The organism is Sanguibacter sp. Z6_81, from assembly GCF_057180625.1.
On the sequence record NZ_JBXUFV010000005.1, the window covers coordinates 155,222 to 174,006 of the forward strand.

Sequence of the window (18,785 nt, forward strand, 5' to 3'; positions counted from 1 at the left end):
ACGACTGCGGTGAGGACCGCGCCGCCGATCGGACCTGTGATCAGGACTGCGATCCTTCGCGACGCTTGTTGGCGACGACGACAGCACCGACACCGGCAGCGGCGAGAGCACCGGCACCGAGGGCGAGCGGAAGGACGGACGAACCGGTGACCGGGAGCGAGCTCGCGCCCGCGACAGGGGACGTCGTGGTTCCGCCAGCCGCGCCGACTCCGCCGACGACCGCACCGTCGACCAGCTCCGCGCTGAACACCTGCGTGTCGATCTCGTCTCCCTGGGCGTCCGTCGCGACGACGTTGTAGGTGCCCTCTTCGGTGACGGCGATGGTGAACGATGCGTCACCGTTCGCGTCCGTCGCCTTGGTGAGCGACTGCACACCGGCGATGGAGATCGCTGAGTTCGGGATGGACGCCGGGACCGAGGTGACCGTCACGGTGATGCTGGTGTTGTACGCAGGCCCGTTGACGAAGTAGACGACGCTGTTGTCGCCAGCGACGATGCTGATCTCCCCGTCGAATGCCTCGGCCTCGTAGGCGAAGGCGCTGGCCGGTGCGAGCGCGAGCGCGAGGCCCACGGTCGCTACGGCAAAGATACGTCGAGTCATGCTGTTCCCCTTGTTTGTGACGAAAGGACCGAAGCCCAAACTTTCTTTATCCCCGGTCCCCACCGCGTGGCAAGGCCCTGCTGGAATTCGGTTAAGTATCCCGGGCCTCGTCGCGCGAGGCAAGAGTTTTCCCTGGATTTTCCCAGGAAACTCTGCGGCGCCACCCAGCAGCCGCCCCGAAGAGCAGAGGAGAGACTCCTCTGCGCGGTCGTGGAGACCAGGGCAGATACCTGTCCTGCGCTCATGTCAGGCCTGTGACCTGCGGTGACACATCAGCGCTCGGCCGGCCAGCCCGAGTCTCCGAGCTCAGGCGCACCCGGCACCCTCGTCGGCGGCACCCCGCGTACCAGATCGCGAGATCGTCGGACTTCACCCGGTCCCACCGCCTGCCGCTCGAAGAATGCTCGGGGCCCCCGGCGGCCTAGGGTGAACGCATGACCACGCTCCGCTCGATGTTCGCACTCGCCCTCCACCCCGAGCGACGCCGACCCGGGACCACACCCCTCCAGGTGGATCTGCGCCGCGTCGTCCTCGCCGGTCTTGCGGCCTGGTCGGCTGCCGCGATCGCCTACGCCCTCCTCGGCGCCACCGGGTCGGACACCCACGAACAGCTGTGGGTGTGCGCGGCCGGCGTCGCCCTCGGGCTCCTCGGGCTCGTCTGGGAGCGCACGCACCGGCGGTCGTACCGTGCGGTGGCGGAGACGATCGACGTCGTCGACGACGACGTCCACCCGTCCTCACGCACAGCCTGAGCGTTCACACGACGAGGACCGACAGCGCCCCTCGGCCGTACCCGGCGATGTCGCACTCGAGGTCGAGCCGTGGCACGTAGGCCAGCACCCAGGGTGCGACGTCACCGGGGAGCCTCGCACCAGGGGCGTGCACGGCGTTCAGCCGTTGGTGCGGGGCGCCCTCGACGTTGAACAGCGACGCGAGCACGTTGAGGATCTCCCCCGCGTTCTCGAGCAGCGCGTCGGAGATCTCTCCCGCCTCGACGTCCGCCTCGGCCGCCGCGGACGGGACGAGGCCGATCGCGGCCCCCGCCCGCGCCGCGAGGCTGAGGTCCATGACGACGAGCGCAGAGAGCTGCAGCGCGTCCGAGACGTACTCGGCGACGACCGCGCCTCCCGGCGCACCCGGGTCGACCATCGTGCCACCCGTGCGTACCTCGATGTCCCGGCCGATGAGCCCGCTGAGCACCTCCCGCACCTCGAGTGCCGCGGGCAGCGGCGTGGTGCTCATGCGAGCACCGGGTCGATGACGGCGCGGAACGACTCGGCGGTGAACGGCTTCGCGATGAGGAACAGTGCGCCAGCGGCCTCGGCCTGCTCCCGCATCTCGTTCGACCCCTCGGAGGTGACGAACCCGAACGGGATCGTGCACCCGCCCTGACGGAGCGCCTCGAGCGCCTCGATGCCCGTGGCGTTCGGCATGTTCCAGTCGGACAGGATGAGGTCCGGCTGCTCGGACAGCGCCGTCTCGTACGCTTCCTGGCCGTCGGCTGCCTCGATGATCTGCCAGTCGTAGCCGGCCTGACGCAGCGTGCGGATGACGATCTGTCGCATGACGCGACTGTCGTCAGCTACAAGGACCAGCATGGTTACCCCCTGATGTACGTGAACGGCTGATCTGATGGTGGCTCACACGAGCGCGTCGGCGCCCAGTGCCCAGAGCTCGACGACGACGACGTGCCCGCACCAGTCGAGCGTGATGTCCTGGACATGCTCGCCCGGGGTGTGTGGCGCGGAATCCCCGACGTCCGGCAGGCTGAGCGACGCGGGGGCGGCGAGCAACGACTTGACGTTGCCACCCACGACGTTCGCGAGCTCACCGAAGGCGTCGGCGATCTCACCGTTCCCGACGTGGGCGGTGTCGTCCAGCTTGAGGAGCGCCCGGGTGAGTGCGTCGGCCGTGACGCGCTCTGTCCGCACGACGGCCCGGGCGACGAGGCCGAGGGACGGTACCGACATGTCCACCCAGGCCGCGACGGGCTCCGTGAGGCCCGACCCCGGCCCGGCTCGCTCCACGAGGAAGTGCTCGCCGTCGTCGACCATGGCGGCGAAGACCTCCTGCGCGATCTCGAGGATCTGCGCCCGGCTGACGCCGTCGAACGCGGCTCTCATGCGATCTTCCTGCTGGGCAGCATGCCGAGGAGCTCGAGCTTGCTCCGCAGAGCGTCCGGGGTGAACGGCTTGATGAGGTACTCGTGGGCACCCGCTGCGAGCGCGCGGACGATCTGACCGTGCTCGCTCTCGGTCGTGATCATCATGAGCGTGATGTCCCGCCAGGCCCGGTTCTTGCGGACCTCGGTGACGAACGTCAGGCCATCCATGACCGGCATGTTCCAGTCGATGCACGCGAGGTCGATCGTCGTCTCGGCGAGGACGTCGAGCGCGGCCTGGCCGTCGCCGGCCTCCACGATCTCGTAGCCGAGGTCCTGCAGGACCGAGGACACGATGCGGCGCATCGTCCTCGAGTCGTCGATGACTAGGGCTCTCATCCGTGGCTCCCTGGTGTGTTCCGGTAGATCGAGCTCCGACCGACGAGCACCCGAGACCAGGTGTCGTCGATCCCGACGGTCGTCTCGGCGGCGCCGAGGACGAGATAGCCGCCGGGCCGCACCGTGGTGCGCAGCCGGCGGAGGATGTCGCGCTTGACGCTCACGTCGAAGTAGATGAGCACGTTGCGCATGAAGACGATGTCGAACGGTCCACCCGCCGGTGGCCGGTCGAGGAGGTTGTGCTTGCGGAACTGCACCATGGACCGCAGGTCCTCGGCGACGCGCCACTGCGCACCGACCCGGGTGAAGTAGCGCACGAGCGCCGGGGCGGGAAGTCCTCGGTTGACCTCGAGCTGGGAGTAGAAGCCTTGCGTGGCGCGCTCGAGCACCTCGACCGACAGGTCTGTCGCGGTGATCTCGGTGGGCAGGCCGTCGGGCCCGAACGTGTCCCGGAGGGTCATCGCGATCGAGTACGGCTCCTGGCCGGTGGAGCACGCGGCCGACCATATGCGCACGGGCACTCCGGGCGCTCGCGTCGCGGCGACGTCCGGGAGGATGTGCTCGGCGAGGGTGTGGAAGGGCAGTGCGTCGCGGAACCACGACGTCTCGTTCGTCGTGAGCGCCTCGACGATCCGCTCGGCGGACACGATGCTGGGCGACGTCCGCTGCCGAGCGACGTACTCGTCGACGGACAGGCCCTGCTGGCGGGCGAGCGGCGTGAGCCGGCTCTCGACGAGGTACTCCTTGCCGGGAGGCAGCTGGATGGCGCTGCGGCGGCGCACGAGGTCAGCGACGAACGTGAAGGTCTCGGACGTGAGCGTCATCGCGCGCCCTCGCCGGTCCTCGTCAGTGCCGAGACGGCTCCACCGATCTCGAGCACCGGCAGCACCCGGTGGGCGTATCCCGCGGCGACCGTGGCGCCGGGCATGCCCCACACCACCGACGTCTCCTCGTCCTGGACGACGACGGTGCCCCCGGCCTCGGCGATCGCTCCCGCACCAGCCCTGCCGTCCGCGCCCATGCCGGTGAGCACGACGGCGAGGAGGTCCGGGCCGACGAGTCCCAGCACGGAGCGGAAGAGGACGTCGACGGACGGTCGGCAGAAGTTCACCGGCGCGTCGTGGGTGATCCGGGCGCGCATGCGCGCACTGGTGCCCCGGACCTCCAGGTGGGTGTCGCCGGGGGCGATGTAGATGTTGCCCGGCAGGAGCGGCTGGTCGTCCACCGCCTCCTGGACCGTCGACGGGCCGAGGCGGTCGATGCGCTGTGCGAGCTGACGTGTGAAGACGGCGGGCATGTGCTGCACGACGAGCATCGGGACGGGCAGCGGCTCCGTGATGCGCTCGACGACGCGGGACAGCGCCTCCGGTCCGCCGGTCGAGCACCCGAGCACGACGGCTCGCACGGGATGACGGCGAGCATCGGCCCGCAGGACGACGTCCCGGGGCACGGCGACCGCGGCACGGGCCGGGACCGGACGAACCCTCGCAGCGGAGGACAGCGCGGGGACCGAACGCCGTGCTGCCCGGGCGACCAGTGCACGGATCTTCGGGATGAGCTGGTCGGCGACGGCCGTGAGGGACTCACCGAGGCTGCCGCTGCTGGAGGGCTTGGCGACGTAGTCCGAGGCGCCGGCCGCGAGCGCGTCCAGGGTCGCTGTGGCACCGCGCTCGGTGAGGGTGGAGAACATGACGATCGGCACGGAGTGCCCGAGCCTGCGCAGCTCCCGGACGGCGTCGACGCCGTTGAGCTCCGGCATCTCGATGTCCATCGTCACCGCGTCGGGCGCGAGCTGCGCGACCTTCGCGATCGCGATCCGTCCGTTCGCGGCTGTCGCCACCACCTCGATGCCGGGATCGGTCTCGAGCGCCTGCACGACGAGGCGTCGGATGACCACCGAGTCGTCGACGACGAGCACGCGGATGGTCATGGTCGAGCCTCTCCTGGCAGTGGGCGTGGTCCGGCGCCGGGTGGCGGGACGGGTACCGGCACGGCGTTCCTATCGGCCGGGTCGGAGGATGTGTGAGGTCCGCGTGGGCGATCAGTACGTGAAGCGAGCGACCTGCGCGTCCAGCTCGCTGGACGTCACCCGGAGGTGCTCGACCGTCGAGCCCATCCCGAGGACGGTCTCGCTGGCCGACGCGGCAGCCAGCGCCACCCCGGTGATGTTCGCGGCGATCTCACCGGAGCCGGTCGCGGCCTCAGCAACGCTGCGTCCCATCTCCGTGGTCGTCGCCGTCTGTTCCTCGACAGCCGAGGCGATCGTCATCTGGTAGGTGTCGATGGTCGCGATGATGCTCGTGATCTCGGTGATGGCCTGGGTCGCGGCGGCGGTGTCCGCGCGGATCGCCTCGACACGCGCGATGATCTCGTCGGTCGCCCGTGCCGTGGCGCCGGCGAGGTCCTTGACCTCGCCGGCGACGACCGCGAAGCCCTTGCCCGCATCACCTGCGCGAGCCGCTTCGATCGTCGCGTTGAGCGCGAGGAGATTGGTCTGCGCCGCGATCTTCGTGATCGCGTGGACGACGTCGCTGATCTTCTCGCTCGACTCGCTGAGCTTGCCCACGGAGCTGTGCGCCGACGACGCCACGACGGTCGCCCCGCGGGCGACCTCGGCGGCGGCGTACGCGTTCTGCGCGATCTCACGGATCGACGCGGACATCTGCTCCGCACCGGATGCGACCGTCTGCACGTTCCGGCTCACCTCGTCCGCGGCGGCAGCCACCACCGCGGCCTGTGCACTCGTCTCCTCGGACCCGGCAGCCACGGAGGCGTTCGCCTCGGCGAGGCCGGCGGCCGAGCCGCTCACGCTGCGCGAGGCCTTCGCGACACGCTCGACCAGCCCCCGCAGGTTGCCCTGGGTGACGGCGAGGGACGTCGCGAGGCGACCGACCTCGTCCGCGCCGACGACGGCTGCGTCGACCGTGAGGTCACCGTCACCCACGGCGGCGAGCGCCCCCTCGACGGCCGTGAGGCGTGCTCGGACCGAGCGTGCGACGAGGTACGCGAGAGCGAACGCCGTGAGCGCACCGAGCACCGTCGCGGTACCGATGAGCAGCGTCGAGCGGGTCGCGGTGGCGCGGATGTGCTCCGACTGCTCGGCGACGCGGGCGGACTGTCCGGTCATCTCGCGGGTGAGCGGCGCGACGACCGCGTTGCTCAGCGGACGGATCGTGTTCTGGACGTAGTTGCCGTACGCCCGCAGGTCGGGTTCGTTGATGAGGGGGAAGAGTCCTTCCCGTGCCGTGGAGTGGTAGTTGTCGGCGCCGAAGGCCAGCGTGTTCGCATCCTTCCTGCTGATCGCGTACGGCGCGTACTCCTCGAGGATCGCCTCCAGCTGCTCGTAGCTGTCGGCGAGCTCGGTCTTGAGCTCCTCGCGCACGTCCGGGTGTGCCATGCCGAACTGGATGATCCGTGCACGGTCGGCCTGGAACAGGCTCTGGAACTCAGACATCATCTCCATCGGGCGGACGTTGCTCTCGTAGAGCTGCTGGCTCTGGCGCGACGCGTCCGTGAGCCCGACGACGCCCACGGCCCCCGCCACGATCGCTGCGAGTGCCATGACGCCCACGGCGGTCATGATCTTCGTGACGATCGACCGGTCCCCCCACGCCGCGCGCGTGCCCCGCCCCGCGGTGCCGCTCGGCGCCTGGCCGTCTGCGGACGCATCGGCAGTCACGTCGGCCAGCTTCTCACCGGGTACGACCTCGTGCGCCAGGAGGGCGCTGTCAGCGGACGGTGCGCCGGACGGACGGCGGCGGAGCGCCGCGCGGGGGATCCGCCCGAGGACCGAACGGACTGCTCGGGCGGGTGCGTGGACGCGTGTCGAGGTCACGGTGGCCCCCTTACAGCCGGAAGGCTGAGACGCGCCGGCGCAGATCAGCAGCGACGGCCTCGAGTGCGACGACGTGCGCGGACACCTCGCCCACCGCCCCGGACGACGACTCGACGGCACGAGCGACGCCGGAGATCGTCGACGCGATCTCCCCCGACCCCGTGGCGGCCTCAGCGACCGAGCGTGACATCTCGGTCGTGGTCGCGGTCTGCTCCTCGACTGCCGAGGCGATGGTCAGCTGGTAGTCGTTGATGCTCGCGATGATCGCCGAGATCTCGGAGATCGCGGCGACCGCGGAACCGGTGTCGGCCTGGATCGTCTCGACGCGGCGGGCGATGTCCTCCGTGGCCTTCGCCGTCTCCTGCGCGAGTTCCTTGACCTCGCCGGCGACGACCGCGAAGCCCTTGCCCGCCTCTCCCGCGCGTGCCGCTTCGATCGTGGCGTTGAGCGCGAGGAGGTTCGTCTGCTCCGCGATGCTCGTGATCACCTTGACGACGTTGCCGATCTCCTGGCTCGAGGTACCGAGCTTGAGCACCGTCTCGTTGGTCGACTCGGCGACACCGGTGGCGCGTGATGCCACGCCCGCGGCCTCGTTGGCGTTCTGCGCGATCTCCCGGATGGAGGCGCCCATCTCCTCGGCGCCTGCGGCGACGGTCTGCACGTTGCGGCTCACCTGCTCGGCGGCCGTGGCGACGATCCCCACCTGTGCACCTGAGTCGGTCGTGCCGCGCGCGGCGCTCTCGGCGCTCCCGCTGAGGTGGCCCACGCTCTGCTCGACGCGCCCCGCGACCTCGCTCATGCCGGTGAGCGAGTCACGGAGGGAGTCCTGTGCCCTGCCGACGGCCGCCGCGGTCGCGCCGAGGTCGTCGTGCGAACGCACGTCGGCCCGCACGGTGAGGTCGCCGTCAGCGAGGGCACTCACCGCCGACCGGATCGACCCCAGCGACCGGTGGACGTGGGTGCCGACCAGGGCCGCCGCCATGAGCGCGACGAGTCCGAGGACGGTCATGGCGATGGCCGCGACGCGCGTGACCGAGGAGTCCGCACTCGTGACCGCCATCGTGCCGACGACGGCGAGGAGGACCGCGGCGACGCCGACGGTCGTCGCGAGCCGAGCCCGGACGCCGAACCTCACGTGCTGCGTGACCGGCACGGACGGCTCGGGGGGTGCGGTGCGCGCGGCAGTCGCAGCGGGCACGGCGGGGACGGGGCGGGCCGCCATGATGGACGAGGTGGACATGTGCACTCCTTGGTCGACGCTGATCGAGAGGCTTGGGGGCGGCACGCGGCCGCGACGGGCTGTCAGAACGTGAAGGCGGACACCTTCGTCCGCAGTCCGGCCGCGACGCCGGCGAGCCCGGAGACCCGGTCGCTCATCTCGGCGACGACGACGGTCGACTCCTCCGCACCGAGCGCGACCTGCGCGATGTTCGCCGCGATCTCTCCGACCCCCGTCGCCGCTTCCGTCACGGTCCGTGACATCTCGGTCGTGGTGGCGGTCTGCTCCTCCACCGCGGAGGCGATGGACAGCTGGTAGTCGTTGATGCTCGCGATGATCGCCGAGATCTCCGCGATGGCGGCGACCGCAGACCCTGTGTCCGCCTGGATCGTCTCGACGCGGCGGGCGATGTCCTCCGTCGCTCGCGCCGTCTCCTGTGCCAGCTCCTTGACCTCGCCCGCGACCACCGCGAATCCCTTGCCGGCCTCGCCGGCGCGGGCCGCCTCGATCGTCGCGTTGAGCGCGAGGAGGTTCGTCTGCTCCGCGATGCTCGTGATGACCTTGACCACCTTGCCGATCTCCTGGCTGGACGCTCCGAGCTGTGCGACAGACTCGTTGGTGGCGTCCGCCACGGCCGTCGCCGACGCAGCGACGCGGGCCGCCTCGTTGGCGTTCTGAGCGATCTCGCGGATCGATGCGCCCATCTGCTCGGCCCCGGCCGCGACCGCTTGCACGTTGCGGCTCACCTGCTCGGCAGCAGCCGCGGCTACACCGATCTGGGCGGCGGACTCGACGGAACCCTCGGTGACGCGGGCGGTGTCCGTCGTCATGTCCCGTGAGGCGTCGTCGACATCGTGCGCCGCAGAGGTGACACCGTCGAGCGCCGCCCGGAGGTTCACCTGCGCCGTGGCGAGCGCACGTGCCATGACACCGATCTCGTCGCGGCTCCGCACGTGCGGTGCGACGGTGAGGTCTCCGTTCGCGAGGGCCTCGAGCGCGGTCCGGACCTGCGTCACGGACCGCCGGATCGACGTCGCCACGAGCAGGCCTGCGGCCGTGCCTGCGAGGATGCCGAGGATGCTCACGGCGATGATGAGGAAGAACGCACTCGTCGCTTCCGCCGTGACGGTCTCGGCGAGGTCGTCGAGGTTCTGCTGGACGTCGTCGTGCGTCGCGTCCAGGTCCACCAGGTAGGCATCGATGAGCGGCTGGGAGGTGGCTGCCATGACGTCCACGTACTCCTGACCGTCGTCGGACATGGCGGCGGGGACGAGCTCGGCGTCGCGGACCTCGCGCCAGGCTCCGAAGCTCTCGCGGAAGGCCGGGAACGAGGAGCTGGTCGTACCGAGCGCCGCGTCGAGGCTGTCGATCAGCTCGTCGATCTCGACATCGTTGGCACGCTGCTCGTCCAGCCACCGCTCGTGGTCCTCGGTGTCAGGGGCTGCAGCGATCTGGGCGACGATCAGCTGGGCCTCGACCTGCTCCTGGTGCAGGTCGTTGAGCGGACCGACGACGTCGTTCTCGGCGTCGGCGATGGCCACGGCGTCGATCGCGCCGTCCTCGGCCGCGATGCTTCCCACCGCTCCCACGACAAGGACCACGATCACGAAGATCGCGGCGATCGCGAGGATCCGCGCGCGGATCCCGAACCGGACGGTCGTGGTGGCTGACTCTGGGGTACTGACGGGCATGATGACGCTTCCGTTGGTTGAGGTGCCGACGACGGGCGCTGGAGGCGTCTGTCCGACGTGCTGGCGTGGGGGTGGCGCGGTCGACCGCGCGCGAGGGCGGCTGGTCAGGCTGCGAGAGCCGCGTCGACGTCGAGAGTGAGCAGCAGGCCGTGCTCGAGCTTGTATGCCCCGCTGATGAGCTCCCTGGCATCCGCCGGGAGAGTGTCCGGCGGGGATTCGAACTGGGCGTCGTCGAGCGTGAGGACCTCACCGACCTCGTCGACGAGGAGGCTCACGGAGTCGTCGGCGATCTCGACGACGACCATCATCGACTCCGCCTGCGGGCCGAGGGGTTCCAGCCCGAGCCGCGACCGCAGGTCGACCGTCATGACGACCTGCCCCCGGAGGTTGACGAGGCCCGCGATCCCTGCCGGTGCGAGCGGCACCGGAGTGCGCGGATGGTGACCGAGGGTCTCGGAGATCCGCATGACCTCGACACCGTAGAACGCCGTACCGATCCGGAACGTCACGTACTGGGTCGCCATCACACACCTGCCATCTCTGCGTCGCGCGCGTCCTGCTGGTCACCGGCGCCGGTGATGGCCCCCGTGTAGAAGAGCGGGTCGACCTGGGTGAGCGCTGCCGGCACGTCGAGCAGCTCGGTGACCCGCCCGGAGAGGACGATCGAGCCGAGCAACCCGATGTCGTCGACGGCACTGCGCTCGGCGCCCTCGTCGTTGAGGATCTCGATGATCTCCGCGACGACCATGGCGACGGTGCGCCCGGCGTGCGTGAACACGACGAGCGGCAGCTCCGCACCGTCGTCCTGGAACGCCCCGAGGACCTGGGACAGTCGCGTGACGGGGACGATGGACTCCCGGTACTGCAGCACCTCGTGACCACCGACGAGCTCGATGCGGTCCGCCGAGATCATCTCGAGCCGGGTCACCGCGGACAGGGGGATCGCCACGCGGCGGCCCTGGCCGATGCCGACGACGAGAAGCTCGACGGAGGCGCGGCCGGAGGTCGTGACCACCTCGGACCGACGGTCGTCGACCTCCGTGCTCTCTCCCGAGAAGCAGCGACGGGTGATGGCCTGGACGTCGAGGATGAGCGCGACCTGCCCGTCGCCCATGAGCGTCGCGCCCGCGAAGATCCCGATGGACTTCAGCTGCGCCGCGAGGGGCTTGACGACGATCTCCTCGTTGTTGAGGACGCGGTCGACGATGAGACCGAAACGTTGGTTGTCCGCCTGCAGCACGGCGATCACGGACGTCTCGGCGGAGCCCGCCGGGCGTTCGAGGACGTCGCAGAGGCGCACGAGCGGCAGGAGCGAGCCGCGCAGCCGGAAGACCTCGGCGCTGCCGACGTGCTCGATGGCGTCGCGCATCTTCTGTGCGTCGAGGGCGACGAGCTCCTGGAGGTTGACCTGCGGGATGGCGTAGATCTCCGCTCCGCTGCGGACCGTCAGAGCCGGCATGATCGCCAGGGTCAACGGGATCCGTAGGCGCCACGTCGTGCCGCGACCGACCTCGCTCTCGACCTCGACGGCCCCGCCGATCTCCTCGATGTTGCTGCGCACGACGTCCATGCCGACGCCGCGGCCGGACACGTTGGTCACGACGGCCGCGGTGGAGAACCCGGGGAGGAAGACGAGGTTGAGCACCTCTGTGGGTGACATGAGGTCGAGCTGCTCGGGCGTGCGCAGCCCACGTTCGACGGCCTTGGCGGCGACGCGCTGCGGATCGATGCCCGCGCCGTCGTCCCGCACCTCGACCATGACCTGTCCGCCCGCGTGGTACGCGCGCAGCGTGAGCACGCCAGCGGCCGGCTTCCCGGCCCGTAGCCGGGTCGCCCGGTCCTCGATCCCGTGGTCGATCGCGTTCCGCACGAGGTGGGTGAGCGGATCCTTGACGGACTCGAGGAGGCTCCGGTCCAGCTCCGTGTCGCCGCCCACCATGTCGAGGCGCACGTCGACGTCGCAGGACGCCGCGAGGTCGCGCACGATGCGGGGCATCTTCGACCAGATGTGCTCGATCGGCTGCATCCGCGTCTTCATGACGCCCTCTTGCAGCTCCGAGGCGATGAGATTGAGTCGCTGCGAGGAGCGGGTGAGCTCGGGAGCCGAGTCGAGGCCGGCGAGCTGCGCGATCTGGTTGCGGACGAGGACGAGCTCGCCGACCTGCCGCATGAGCGCGTCGAGGAGGTCGACATCGACGCGGATGGACGTGTCGCCCGAGCTCCTCGGGGAGGTGGTCTCCTGCTGCTGCGCGGGGGGTGATGACGGCGGCGCGGTCAGGGAGGGCGCGCCGGGGATGGCGAGCAGGGGGATGACGGGGAGCGGCGTCGAGCCGGACAGGACCACCGCACCGTCGGGCGCGGCAGGCCCGGTGGTGACGGGCGCGGCAGGCCCGGTGGTGACGGGCGCGGCAGGCGCGGGCGCAGGCACGGCAGGCTGCGGTGGCGTGTCCAGGCAGGCCTGGATCACGCGGATCGCGGGACCCACCTCGACGCCGCTCTCCCCGCCGGTCGCCTCGATGCTCGTGAGGAGCTCGCGGATCGTGTCGACCATCGTGAGGAGCACGTCGGTCGTGTGCTGGTCCATGACACGGCGGCCGTCGCGCAGCTCGACGAGCAAGGACTCGCCGACGTGCGCGACCCGCTCGAGGTCGCCGAAGGCGAGGAAGCCGCTCGTCCCTTTGATCGTGTGGATCGTGCGGAACACGCTGGAGAGCAGGTCGCGGGAACCCGGAGCGCCCTCGAGGGCGACCAGGTCCTGGTCCAGCTGGTCCAGGTTCTCGTAGCTCTCGACCAGGAACTCCCGAACGATGTCGTCAATGTCGTCCACCGACGCTCCCCTCCGCCTCACGACAGACGGGACGCCTGTCAGTGCTGGAATCGGTCGGACGGCGCGCGATATGAGGGGTCGCCCGGGCGGTGGCGGGATGAAAAGCGGTCAGGCGGAGGGCGCGGAGTCCCTGTCGCCGGCCGTGGGACCGTCCGTGGCGGGAACGGAGGGCGCTCGTCGCACCGGGGGCAGGACGAGGCTGCGAAGCAGGGCCTCGGCGTCGTCGCCGGAGCTCACCGCCTCGAGGTTCGTGTGCCGGACGGCTTCGAGGACCTCGGCGCGGTGCACACGCATCGACCTCGGCGCGTCGATCCCGATCCGGACCCCGTCGCCACGGGTGTCGATGATGGTGATGACGATGTCGTCCCCGATGAGGAGCTTCTCCCCCACGCGTCGACTCAGCACCAGCATGTGACCGAGACTACCCCAGCGCTCCGCCGACCTCGCGGGGGCGCAGCGACGGACTGCTCAGTCCCAGACGGGGTCCTCGAGGCGTTCGCTCACCGCGGCGGCCCAGACGGTGGCCGTCGCGGGCAGCGCGTCGATGGTGCCGACGGGGACGCCGAGGTCGAGCACCGCGGCCGGAGCGGCGCTCGCGGCGACGTTCCGCACCGCGAGCGCGTCGAAGGGTCGGGCGTGGCCGACGGCGCGCAGCCACCGCCGGGTGTCGAGCGCGCTGCGGTCCGCCTCGACGTCCGCCCAGAGCTGGTCGGGGTCGAACGCGCCGAGGAGGCCTGAGGCGACGGACCAGTCGGAGGCGTCCGTCCCGACGCCGAGGGCGACGACGAGGGGCGACTCGCTCTCCACGGTCGCGGCGCGCAGGCGCCTTGCCGAGATACCGGTGAGGACCCACGGACCGTAAGCCTGCTGCGGTCGCAGGCGCCCGGCGAGGGCGATGCCCGAGTCCGGCAGGCCCAGCCTGCGCGCGAGCGCGACGGCCGACTCGATGACCCGCTCGCCCTGGCCCGCCACGATCACCACCGCCGACGGGTCCCGGACGAGTCGCGGCGCGCGTGGGACGTGCGAGAAGACCTGGGAGAGCGCGTACCGTCCCTGCCCCGGGGGCAGCTGGGCGAGGATCTCCGGGGGGAAGCCGACGTCGCGCAGCTCGCTGGGCGTCGCACCCGCAGGCCGCATGACGACGAACTCGGCCCCGGGGGCGTCCTTCCCGATGATGATCGGGGCGCCCGTGTCGCCGTCGGGCACGACCGCCTCGTCAGGTCCGAGTGCCTCGTCGGGCACGGCCGCCTCGTCGGGTGACGCGGTGGCTGCGACGTCGGACGCCCCGGGAACGGCCGTGACGATGACGACCGGCTCCCCGGGGGTGGGGTCGACGACGACGGCGCTCGGCGCGGGGGCCGCCGGCTGTCGGTTCGTCCGCGCGTCCTCGCGCGTCTGCGTCGCGAGCTGACGGACGGAGTCGAGGATGGACGCGAAGGTGTCCTGCTCCGTGGACACCGGGGCGTCGTCGTGCACGTCGGCGGCGTCGGCCGCGGCGAGGAGCGCGTCCAACCCGGACGCCGCGGGCACCGGGCCTCCTCGCGCCGTGGACGGGACGGGTGGGCGGGCAACGCCCGTCGGCACGGACGACGCGGGTCGCTCCGCCTCGGGCACCTCGACGGTCAGCTCGAAGTGCTCCTTGGCGAAGAACCCGGCGATCCCCCCGGTTCGCACCCGCTCGGCCTTGATGACCTTCGCGGCCGGACCCATCTCGGCGCGGACCCGCAGGAGGAGCTCCTGGAGGTCCCCGCCCTCAAGCAGCAATCGCTTCGGCATCACGGACCACTCCCACGGCTTCGATCGTCAGCCCCGAACCGGTGACCTCAGAGTAGGAGAGTACGGGGGCCTCCCCGTGGTGGAGCGCGATGAGGTTGTGCAGTGCGGGTCGCAGCGCCGGCGCGCACACGAGCACGACGGAGTGCCCCTGGTTCTCGACCGCGGCGCGGCCCGTCGCGAAGGACCGCAGCATCCCTTCGAGTCGCGTGGGGTCGAGGAGGATCTGGGTGCCCTGCTCCCCCGGGCGCAGGCCCTCGAGCAGCGCCTGCTCGAGGGCGGGGTCCATCGTCATGACGCGCAGGACGCCGTCGCGCGCGTGCTGTGCGCTGAGCGCAGGAGCGAGGGTGAGCCGCACGGCCTCCACGAGCCCCTCGGGGTCGGTGCTCACCTTCGCACGCAGCGAGAGGGCCTCGTAGATGCGTCCGAGGTCCCGGATGGGCACCTGCTCGGCGAGCAGCCGCTGGAGCACCCGCTGAACCTCACCGAGCGACAGGAGACCCGGGACGAGCTCGTCGACGACGGACGGGCTGACCTGCTTGACCCCCTCGGTGAGGACACGCACGTCCTCCCGGCTGAGCAGGCGGTCGGCATTCTGCGTGATGACGTTGCTCAAGTGCGTGATGAGTACCGACACGCGGTCGACGACCGTCGCGCCGGTCATCTCGGCCGCGAAGCGCATCTCCGCGGGCACCCACTTGCCGGCGAGACCGAAGACGGGCTCGTGCACCTGCGTCCCCGGGAGCGACCCGAGGTCGTCGCCGAGCGCGAGCACGCGCCCGGGCGGGACCTCGCCGCGGGCCGCCTCCACCCCGGAGATGCGCAGGACGTAGGTCGAGGCGGGCAGCTCGACGGAGTCGCGGGTGCGCACGGGGGGCACGACGACGCCGAGCTCCAGGGCGATCTTGCGTCGCAACCCGCGGATCCGGGCGAGGAGGTCGTCGTCGGACCCGCTGTTGACGAGGTCGACGAGGTCGGGTGCGAGGAGGATCTCCAGCGCGGAGACCCGCATCTCCTCGATGAGCCGCTCCGGGCTGTCCGGAGCGGGACCCGCGACCGCGACGGCGTCGTTGACCGCGGCCTCCTTCTCGGCCCGCGCCTCGCCCGCCTTGACGCGCTGCGAAGCGACGAGGAGCAGCACGCCGACGATCATGAACGGCATCTTCGGCATGCCGGGCAGCAGGGCCAGCGCGATCGAGGCTCCTCCGGCGATCGACAGCGAGGTGCGCGACTGCGAGAGCTGCTTGCTGGTGGAGGTGCCGAGGTCCGCGTCAGCGGTCGCCCGGGTGACGATGAGGCCGGTGGAGACGGACAGCAGGAGCGCCGGGATCTGCGTGACGAGGCCGTCGCCGATGGTCAGGAGGCTGTACGTCTCGATGGCCTCGCCGACCTCCATGCCGCGCTGCAGCAGGCCGATCGCGATGCCGCCGACGAGGTTGATGACGGTGATGATGATGCCGGCGATCGCGTCGCCCTTGACGAACTTCGACCCACCGTCCATCGCGCCGTAGAAGTCCGCCTCCGCCGCCACGTCCGCCCGCCGCTGGCGCGCCTGCTCCTCGGTGATGAGCCCGGAGTTGAGGTCGGCGTCGATGGCCATCTGCTTGCCGGGCATGGCGTCGAGGGTGAACCGGGCGCCGACCTCCGCGACGCGGCCAGCACCGTTGGTGATGACGACGAACTGGATGACCACGAGGATGAGGAAGATGACGAGGCCGATGATGAGCGAGCCGCCCACGACGAAGTGGCCGAACGCCCCGATGACCTCGCCCGCGTAGCCGTCGCGCAGCACGAGCCTCGTCGAGGCGACGTTGAGGCCGAGCCGGAACAGCGTCGCGACGAGGATGAGCGAGGGGAACACGGAGAAGTCGAGCGGCCGCTTGACGTACATCGTCGTGAGGAGGATGACGAGCGACATGACGATGTTCACGACGATGAGGAAGTCGAGCATCCCGGCGGGCAGGGGCACCACGAGGAGGAGCACGATCCCGACGACGCCGACGGGGACGGCCATCTTGGCCACGTCACGGTTCTTCACGAGGACCGGACCTCCTTCTGGTGGGTGCTGCTGCCTGTGCTGCGGGGGTGTGTGCTGATGAGGTGTGCGCTGATCGGGTGCGTGCGGGCGGGGCGGGCGGCGGCGGGACCGCGGGGCGGGCTCACGCCGGCACCCGATGACCGGCCGCGGTCGTGTCCCGTGGTGGCACCGTCGTGGGGGTCGGCATCTTCCGGGCCCCGCCGCTCGCCGCGCCGCGGCGCTTGAGCGCCATGACGAACGCCAGCACCTGGGCGACCGCGGTGTAGAGGTCGGCGGGGATCTCCTGGCCGACGTCGCACGCGCCGTGCAGCGCACGGGCGAGCGGCACGTCCTCGATCATCGGGACCCGCTTGAGCGTGGCCTGCTCGCGGATGCGCGCGGCGACGTGCCCGGCGCCCTTCGCGACGACCCGCGGAGCGCCCGTCCCCGGCTCGTACTTCAGGGCGACGGCGACGTGCGTCGGGTTGACGAGCACGACGTCGGCGTCGGCGACCGACGCGATCATCCGGTTGCGGCTCATCGCGATCTGCTTGGAGCGGATGGCGCCCTTGAGCTGGGGGTCGCCCTCGGACTGCTTGTGCTCCTGCTTGACCTCGTACATCGACATCCGGGTCTTCTTGCGGTTGCGCTTCATGACGACCACGACGTCGGCGATGGCCAGCGCGATGCCGGCGGCGACGGCGCTCCACAGGAGCGTGCCGATGCCACCCGTGGCCGTCTGCAGGAGCGCGTCGATCGAGAGTCCGCCGGCGGTGAGGAGCACCGGCAAGAGCTTCTGCACCGCGAGGTAGAGGACGGTGCCGACGACGGCGGTCTTGGCGAGCGCCTTGACACCCTGCCACATCGCCTGCCCACCGAACGTGTTCTTCACGCCCTTGACGAGGTTGAACTGGTTGAACCTCGGCTTGAGCTTCTTGCCCGCGATGTGCACGCCGCCCTGGGCGGCGTTGCCGATGATCGCTGCGAGGACGACGACGACGAGCATCGGGGCGGTCGAGACGAGGATCGAGCCCATGCCGGACCCGAGGAGGTCGACGACGCGGGAGGGGTCCGGGTCCGCGATCGTCACCCGGACCGCCGCGAGCTGCTCGACGGCTGCCTCGGCGCCACGGTCGAGGACCATCGGCATCGTGATGACAGCACCGCCGATGCCGATCCACGCGCTGAGGTCCTGGGACTTCTGGAGAGAGCCTTCCTTGCGGACCTGCTTCATCCGCTTCGGTGTGGCGTTCTCGGTCTTCTCGCCGGAGTCGCCGTCGCTCATCGCGTCACCCCCAGCATCGTCTCGAGAGCCGTGCCGGTGAGTGCCTCGACGATGCGGGGCAGGGCGAGGAAGGTCAGCGACGACAGGCTGAGCGTGAGGAAGATCTTCAGGGGGAAGCCGAGGGCGAACGCGTTGAGCGCGGGAGCGACGCGGGTGAGCAGGCCGAGGCCGACGTCGGCGAGGAAGAGGACGACGACGAGCGGCCCGGCGATCTGCAGCGTCGCGAGGAACATGCCGGTCAGGCCGGTGGTCAGGGCGCCACCGACCTGCCCGAGGTCGAGCGCCGCGTCGAGCGGCAGCGCGTCGAAGGTCCGGACGAGGCCGCCGATCACCAGCTGGTAGCCGTCGGAGACGAACAGCAGGACGATCGCCGTGAGCTGGTACAGGCGCGCGAACTGTGCCCCGTTGACCTGGCTCATCGGGTCGAACCCCTGGGCGAGGGAGAAGCCACCCATGAGGTCGATGAGGCTGCCGGCAGACTGCACCGCCGAGAACACGAGGTAGACGAGGAACCCGAGCGCGAGTCCGATGACGACCTGCCAGACGAGGGCGCCGACGTACGCGCCGGTGCTCGTCGAGGCGGGTGCCGAGACCGCGGGGGCGACCGCGAGGGCGAGGCCCATCGCGAGCATGACCTTGACGGTCGCGGGGATGCCCCGGTGGGAGAAGGGCGGGGCGATGACGAGGAACGCGACGATGCGCACCCCGATGAGCATGAGGGACTCGAGGGCGCCGACGGACATGCTCAGGGTCATGCGGCTCACCCGCCGAGAAGGGACGGGATGCGCCCGAACAGCTCGTTGGTGAACGCCACCATCTCGGCGATCATCCAGTGCCCGCAGACGAGCAGCGCGAGCGCCACGGCGATGGCCTTGGGCACGAAGCTCAGGGTCACCTCCTGGATCTGGGTGATCGACTGCAGGAGGGAGACGGCGAACCCGACGACGAGCGCGGTGACGAGCACCGGGGCGCAGAGCTTCGCGGCGACGATGAGGCCCTGCACGCCGATGTCGAGGACTGCTGAGGTGTCCATGCGT

General features: G+C 70.7%; 19 protein-coding genes. 1 reads left to right on the forward strand and 18 read right to left on the reverse strand.

Annotation, left to right across the window (positions count from 1 at the left end):
- Nucleotides 1-40: 40 nt before the first annotated feature.
- A complete protein-coding gene (locus AC2AXK_RS13390; RefSeq protein ID WP_484345881.1) occupies nt 41-601 on the reverse strand; it encodes a peptidase in 561 nt (186 codons plus the stop codon).
- Nucleotides 602-1,035: 434 nt separating this feature from the next.
- On the opposite strand from AC2AXK_RS13390, the gene AC2AXK_RS13395 reads away from it, so the two are divergent.
- Nucleotides 1,036-1,353, forward strand: coding sequence for a DUF2530 domain-containing protein (locus AC2AXK_RS13395; RefSeq protein WP_484345882.1), 318 nt, complete (start codon nt 1,036-1,038; stop codon nt 1,351-1,353).
- Between the two features lie 4 nt (nt 1,354-1,357).
- Here AC2AXK_RS13395 and AC2AXK_RS13400 read toward each other — a convergent pair whose 3' ends face one another.
- The 17 genes from AC2AXK_RS13400 to fliQ all read right to left on the reverse strand — a co-directional run bounded on the left by AC2AXK_RS13400 (nt 1,358) and on the right by fliQ (nt 18,781).
- Nucleotides 1,358-1,843: a hypothetical protein gene (locus AC2AXK_RS13400; protein ID WP_484345883.1), complete on the reverse strand. Its 486-nt coding sequence runs from the start codon at nt 1,841-1,843 to the stop codon at nt 1,358-1,360.
- Complete coding sequence (locus tag AC2AXK_RS13405) at nt 1,840-2,199, reverse strand: response regulator (protein WP_484345884.1); 360 nt, start codon at nt 2,197-2,199, stop codon at nt 1,840-1,842. Before AC2AXK_RS13405 ends, AC2AXK_RS13400 begins: the two co-directional genes overlap by 4 nt.
- A gap of 42 nt (nt 2,200-2,241) precedes the next feature.
- Nucleotides 2,242-2,724, reverse strand: coding sequence for a chemotaxis protein CheX (locus tag AC2AXK_RS13410; protein WP_484345885.1), 483 nt, complete (start codon nt 2,722-2,724; stop codon nt 2,242-2,244).
- Complete coding sequence (locus AC2AXK_RS13415; RefSeq protein WP_484345886.1) at nt 2,721-3,101, reverse strand: response regulator; 381 nt, start codon at nt 3,099-3,101, stop codon at nt 2,721-2,723. Before AC2AXK_RS13415 ends, AC2AXK_RS13410 begins: the two co-directional genes overlap by 4 nt.
- Entirely contained in the window at nt 3,098-3,925 is an 828-nt protein-coding gene (locus AC2AXK_RS13420; protein WP_484345887.1) for a CheR family methyltransferase, read from the reverse strand. Before AC2AXK_RS13420 ends, AC2AXK_RS13415 begins: the two co-directional genes overlap by 4 nt.
- Nucleotides 3,922-5,031, reverse strand: coding sequence for a chemotaxis-specific protein-glutamate methyltransferase CheB (gene cheB, locus AC2AXK_RS13425; RefSeq protein ID WP_484345888.1), 1,110 nt, complete (start codon nt 5,029-5,031; stop codon nt 3,922-3,924). The genes AC2AXK_RS13420 and cheB overlap by 4 nt, the downstream gene beginning before the upstream one ends.
- Nucleotides 5,032-5,142: 111 nt before the next feature.
- Nucleotides 5,143-6,936 (reverse strand): methyl-accepting chemotaxis protein, encoded by a 1,794-nt coding sequence (locus AC2AXK_RS13430; protein ID WP_484345889.1) that lies wholly within the window; start codon nt 6,934-6,936, stop codon nt 5,143-5,145.
- A 10-nt stretch (nt 6,937-6,946) separates the two neighbouring features.
- Nucleotides 6,947-8,176: a methyl-accepting chemotaxis protein gene (locus tag AC2AXK_RS13435; RefSeq protein WP_484345890.1), complete on the reverse strand. Its 1,230-nt coding sequence runs from the start codon at nt 8,174-8,176 to the stop codon at nt 6,947-6,949.
- A gap of 62 nt (nt 8,177-8,238) precedes the next feature.
- A complete protein-coding gene (locus AC2AXK_RS13440; protein WP_484345891.1) occupies nt 8,239-9,846 on the reverse strand; it encodes a methyl-accepting chemotaxis protein in 1,608 nt (535 codons plus the stop codon).
- A 104-nt stretch (nt 9,847-9,950) separates the two neighbouring features.
- Nucleotides 9,951-10,370 (reverse strand): chemotaxis protein CheW, encoded by a 420-nt coding sequence (locus AC2AXK_RS13445; RefSeq protein WP_484345892.1) that lies wholly within the window; start codon nt 10,368-10,370, stop codon nt 9,951-9,953.
- A complete protein-coding gene (locus AC2AXK_RS13450; protein ID WP_484345893.1) occupies nt 10,370-12,673 on the reverse strand; it encodes a chemotaxis protein CheA in 2,304 nt (767 codons plus the stop codon). The genes AC2AXK_RS13445 and AC2AXK_RS13450 overlap by 1 nt, the downstream gene beginning before the upstream one ends.
- Before the next feature lie 108 nt (nt 12,674-12,781).
- On the reverse strand, nt 12,782-13,084 hold the full coding sequence (csrA, locus tag AC2AXK_RS13455) for a carbon storage regulator CsrA (RefSeq protein WP_484345894.1): 303 nt from the start codon (nt 13,082-13,084) through the stop codon (nt 12,782-12,784).
- Nucleotides 13,085-13,141: 57 nt separating this feature from the next.
- Nucleotides 13,142-14,449, reverse strand: coding sequence for a hypothetical protein (locus tag AC2AXK_RS13460; protein ID WP_484345895.1), 1,308 nt, complete (start codon nt 14,447-14,449; stop codon nt 13,142-13,144).
- Nucleotides 14,427-16,484 (reverse strand): flagellar biosynthesis protein FlhA, encoded by a 2,058-nt coding sequence (locus AC2AXK_RS13465; protein WP_484345896.1) that lies wholly within the window; start codon nt 16,482-16,484, stop codon nt 14,427-14,429. The genes AC2AXK_RS13460 and AC2AXK_RS13465 overlap by 23 nt, the downstream gene beginning before the upstream one ends.
- Before the next feature lie 121 nt (nt 16,485-16,605).
- A complete protein-coding gene (locus tag AC2AXK_RS13470; RefSeq protein ID WP_484345897.1) occupies nt 16,606-17,748 on the reverse strand; it encodes an EscU/YscU/HrcU family type III secretion system export apparatus switch protein in 1,143 nt (380 codons plus the stop codon).
- Nucleotides 17,745-18,503 carry a flagellar biosynthetic protein FliR gene (locus AC2AXK_RS13475; RefSeq protein WP_484345898.1) on the reverse strand — a complete coding sequence of 253 codons (759 nt, stop codon included), beginning with the start codon at nt 18,501-18,503 and terminating at the stop codon, nt 17,745-17,747. The genes AC2AXK_RS13470 and AC2AXK_RS13475 overlap by 4 nt, the downstream gene beginning before the upstream one ends.
- Nucleotides 18,504-18,508: 5 nt before the next feature.
- Nucleotides 18,509-18,781, reverse strand: coding sequence for a flagellar biosynthesis protein FliQ (gene fliQ, locus AC2AXK_RS13480; protein ID WP_484345899.1), 273 nt, complete (start codon nt 18,779-18,781; stop codon nt 18,509-18,511).
- Nucleotides 18,782-18,785: the final 4 nt, after the last annotated feature.

Excerpts from the sequence above, each read along its gene's own strand:
- AC2AXK_RS13405 (WP_484345884.1), bottom strand. The coding sequence starts at position 2,199 with ATGCTGGTCCTTGTAGCTGACGACAGTCGCGTCATGCGACAGATCGTC.
- AC2AXK_RS13400 (WP_484345883.1), bottom strand. The coding sequence starts at position 1,843 with ATGAGCACCACGCCGCTGCCCGCGGCACTCGAGGTGCGGGAGGTGCTC.
- AC2AXK_RS13475 (WP_484345898.1), bottom strand. The coding sequence starts at position 18,503 with ATGACCCTGAGCATGTCCGTCGGCGCCCTCGAGTCCCTCATGCTCATC.
- AC2AXK_RS13395 (WP_484345882.1), top strand. The coding sequence starts at position 1,036 with ATGACCACGCTCCGCTCGATGTTCGCACTCGCCCTCCACCCCGAGCGA.
- AC2AXK_RS13435 (WP_484345890.1), bottom strand. The coding sequence starts at position 8,176 with ATGTCCACCTCGTCCATCATGGCGGCCCGCCCCGTCCCCGCCGTGCCC.
- csrA (WP_484345894.1), bottom strand. The coding sequence starts at position 13,084 with ATGCTGGTGCTGAGTCGACGCGTGGGGGAGAAGCTCCTCATCGGGGAC.
- AC2AXK_RS13460 (WP_484345895.1), bottom strand. The coding sequence starts at position 14,449 with ATGCCGAAGCGATTGCTGCTTGAGGGCGGGGACCTCCAGGAGCTCCTC.
- AC2AXK_RS13420 (WP_484345887.1), bottom strand. The coding sequence starts at position 3,925 with ATGACGCTCACGTCCGAGACCTTCACGTTCGTCGCTGACCTCGTGCGC.
- AC2AXK_RS13470 (WP_484345897.1), bottom strand. The coding sequence starts at position 17,748 with ATGAGCGACGGCGACTCCGGCGAGAAGACCGAGAACGCCACACCGAAG.
- fliQ (WP_484345899.1), bottom strand. The coding sequence starts at position 18,781 with ATGGACACCTCAGCAGTCCTCGACATCGGCGTGCAGGGCCTCATCGTC.
- AC2AXK_RS13440 (WP_484345891.1), bottom strand. The coding sequence starts at position 9,846 with ATGCCCGTCAGTACCCCAGAGTCAGCCACCACGACCGTCCGGTTCGGG.
- cheB (WP_484345888.1), bottom strand. The coding sequence starts at position 5,031 with ATGACCATCCGCGTGCTCGTCGTCGACGACTCGGTGGTCATCCGACGC.
- AC2AXK_RS13410 (WP_484345885.1), bottom strand. The coding sequence starts at position 2,724 with ATGAGAGCCGCGTTCGACGGCGTCAGCCGGGCGCAGATCCTCGAGATC.
- AC2AXK_RS13390 (WP_484345881.1), bottom strand. The coding sequence starts at position 601 with ATGACTCGACGTATCTTTGCCGTAGCGACCGTGGGCCTCGCGCTCGCG.
- AC2AXK_RS13415 (WP_484345886.1), bottom strand. The coding sequence starts at position 3,101 with ATGAGAGCCCTAGTCATCGACGACTCGAGGACGATGCGCCGCATCGTG.
- AC2AXK_RS13445 (WP_484345892.1), bottom strand. The coding sequence starts at position 10,370 with ATGGCGACCCAGTACGTGACGTTCCGGATCGGTACGGCGTTCTACGGT.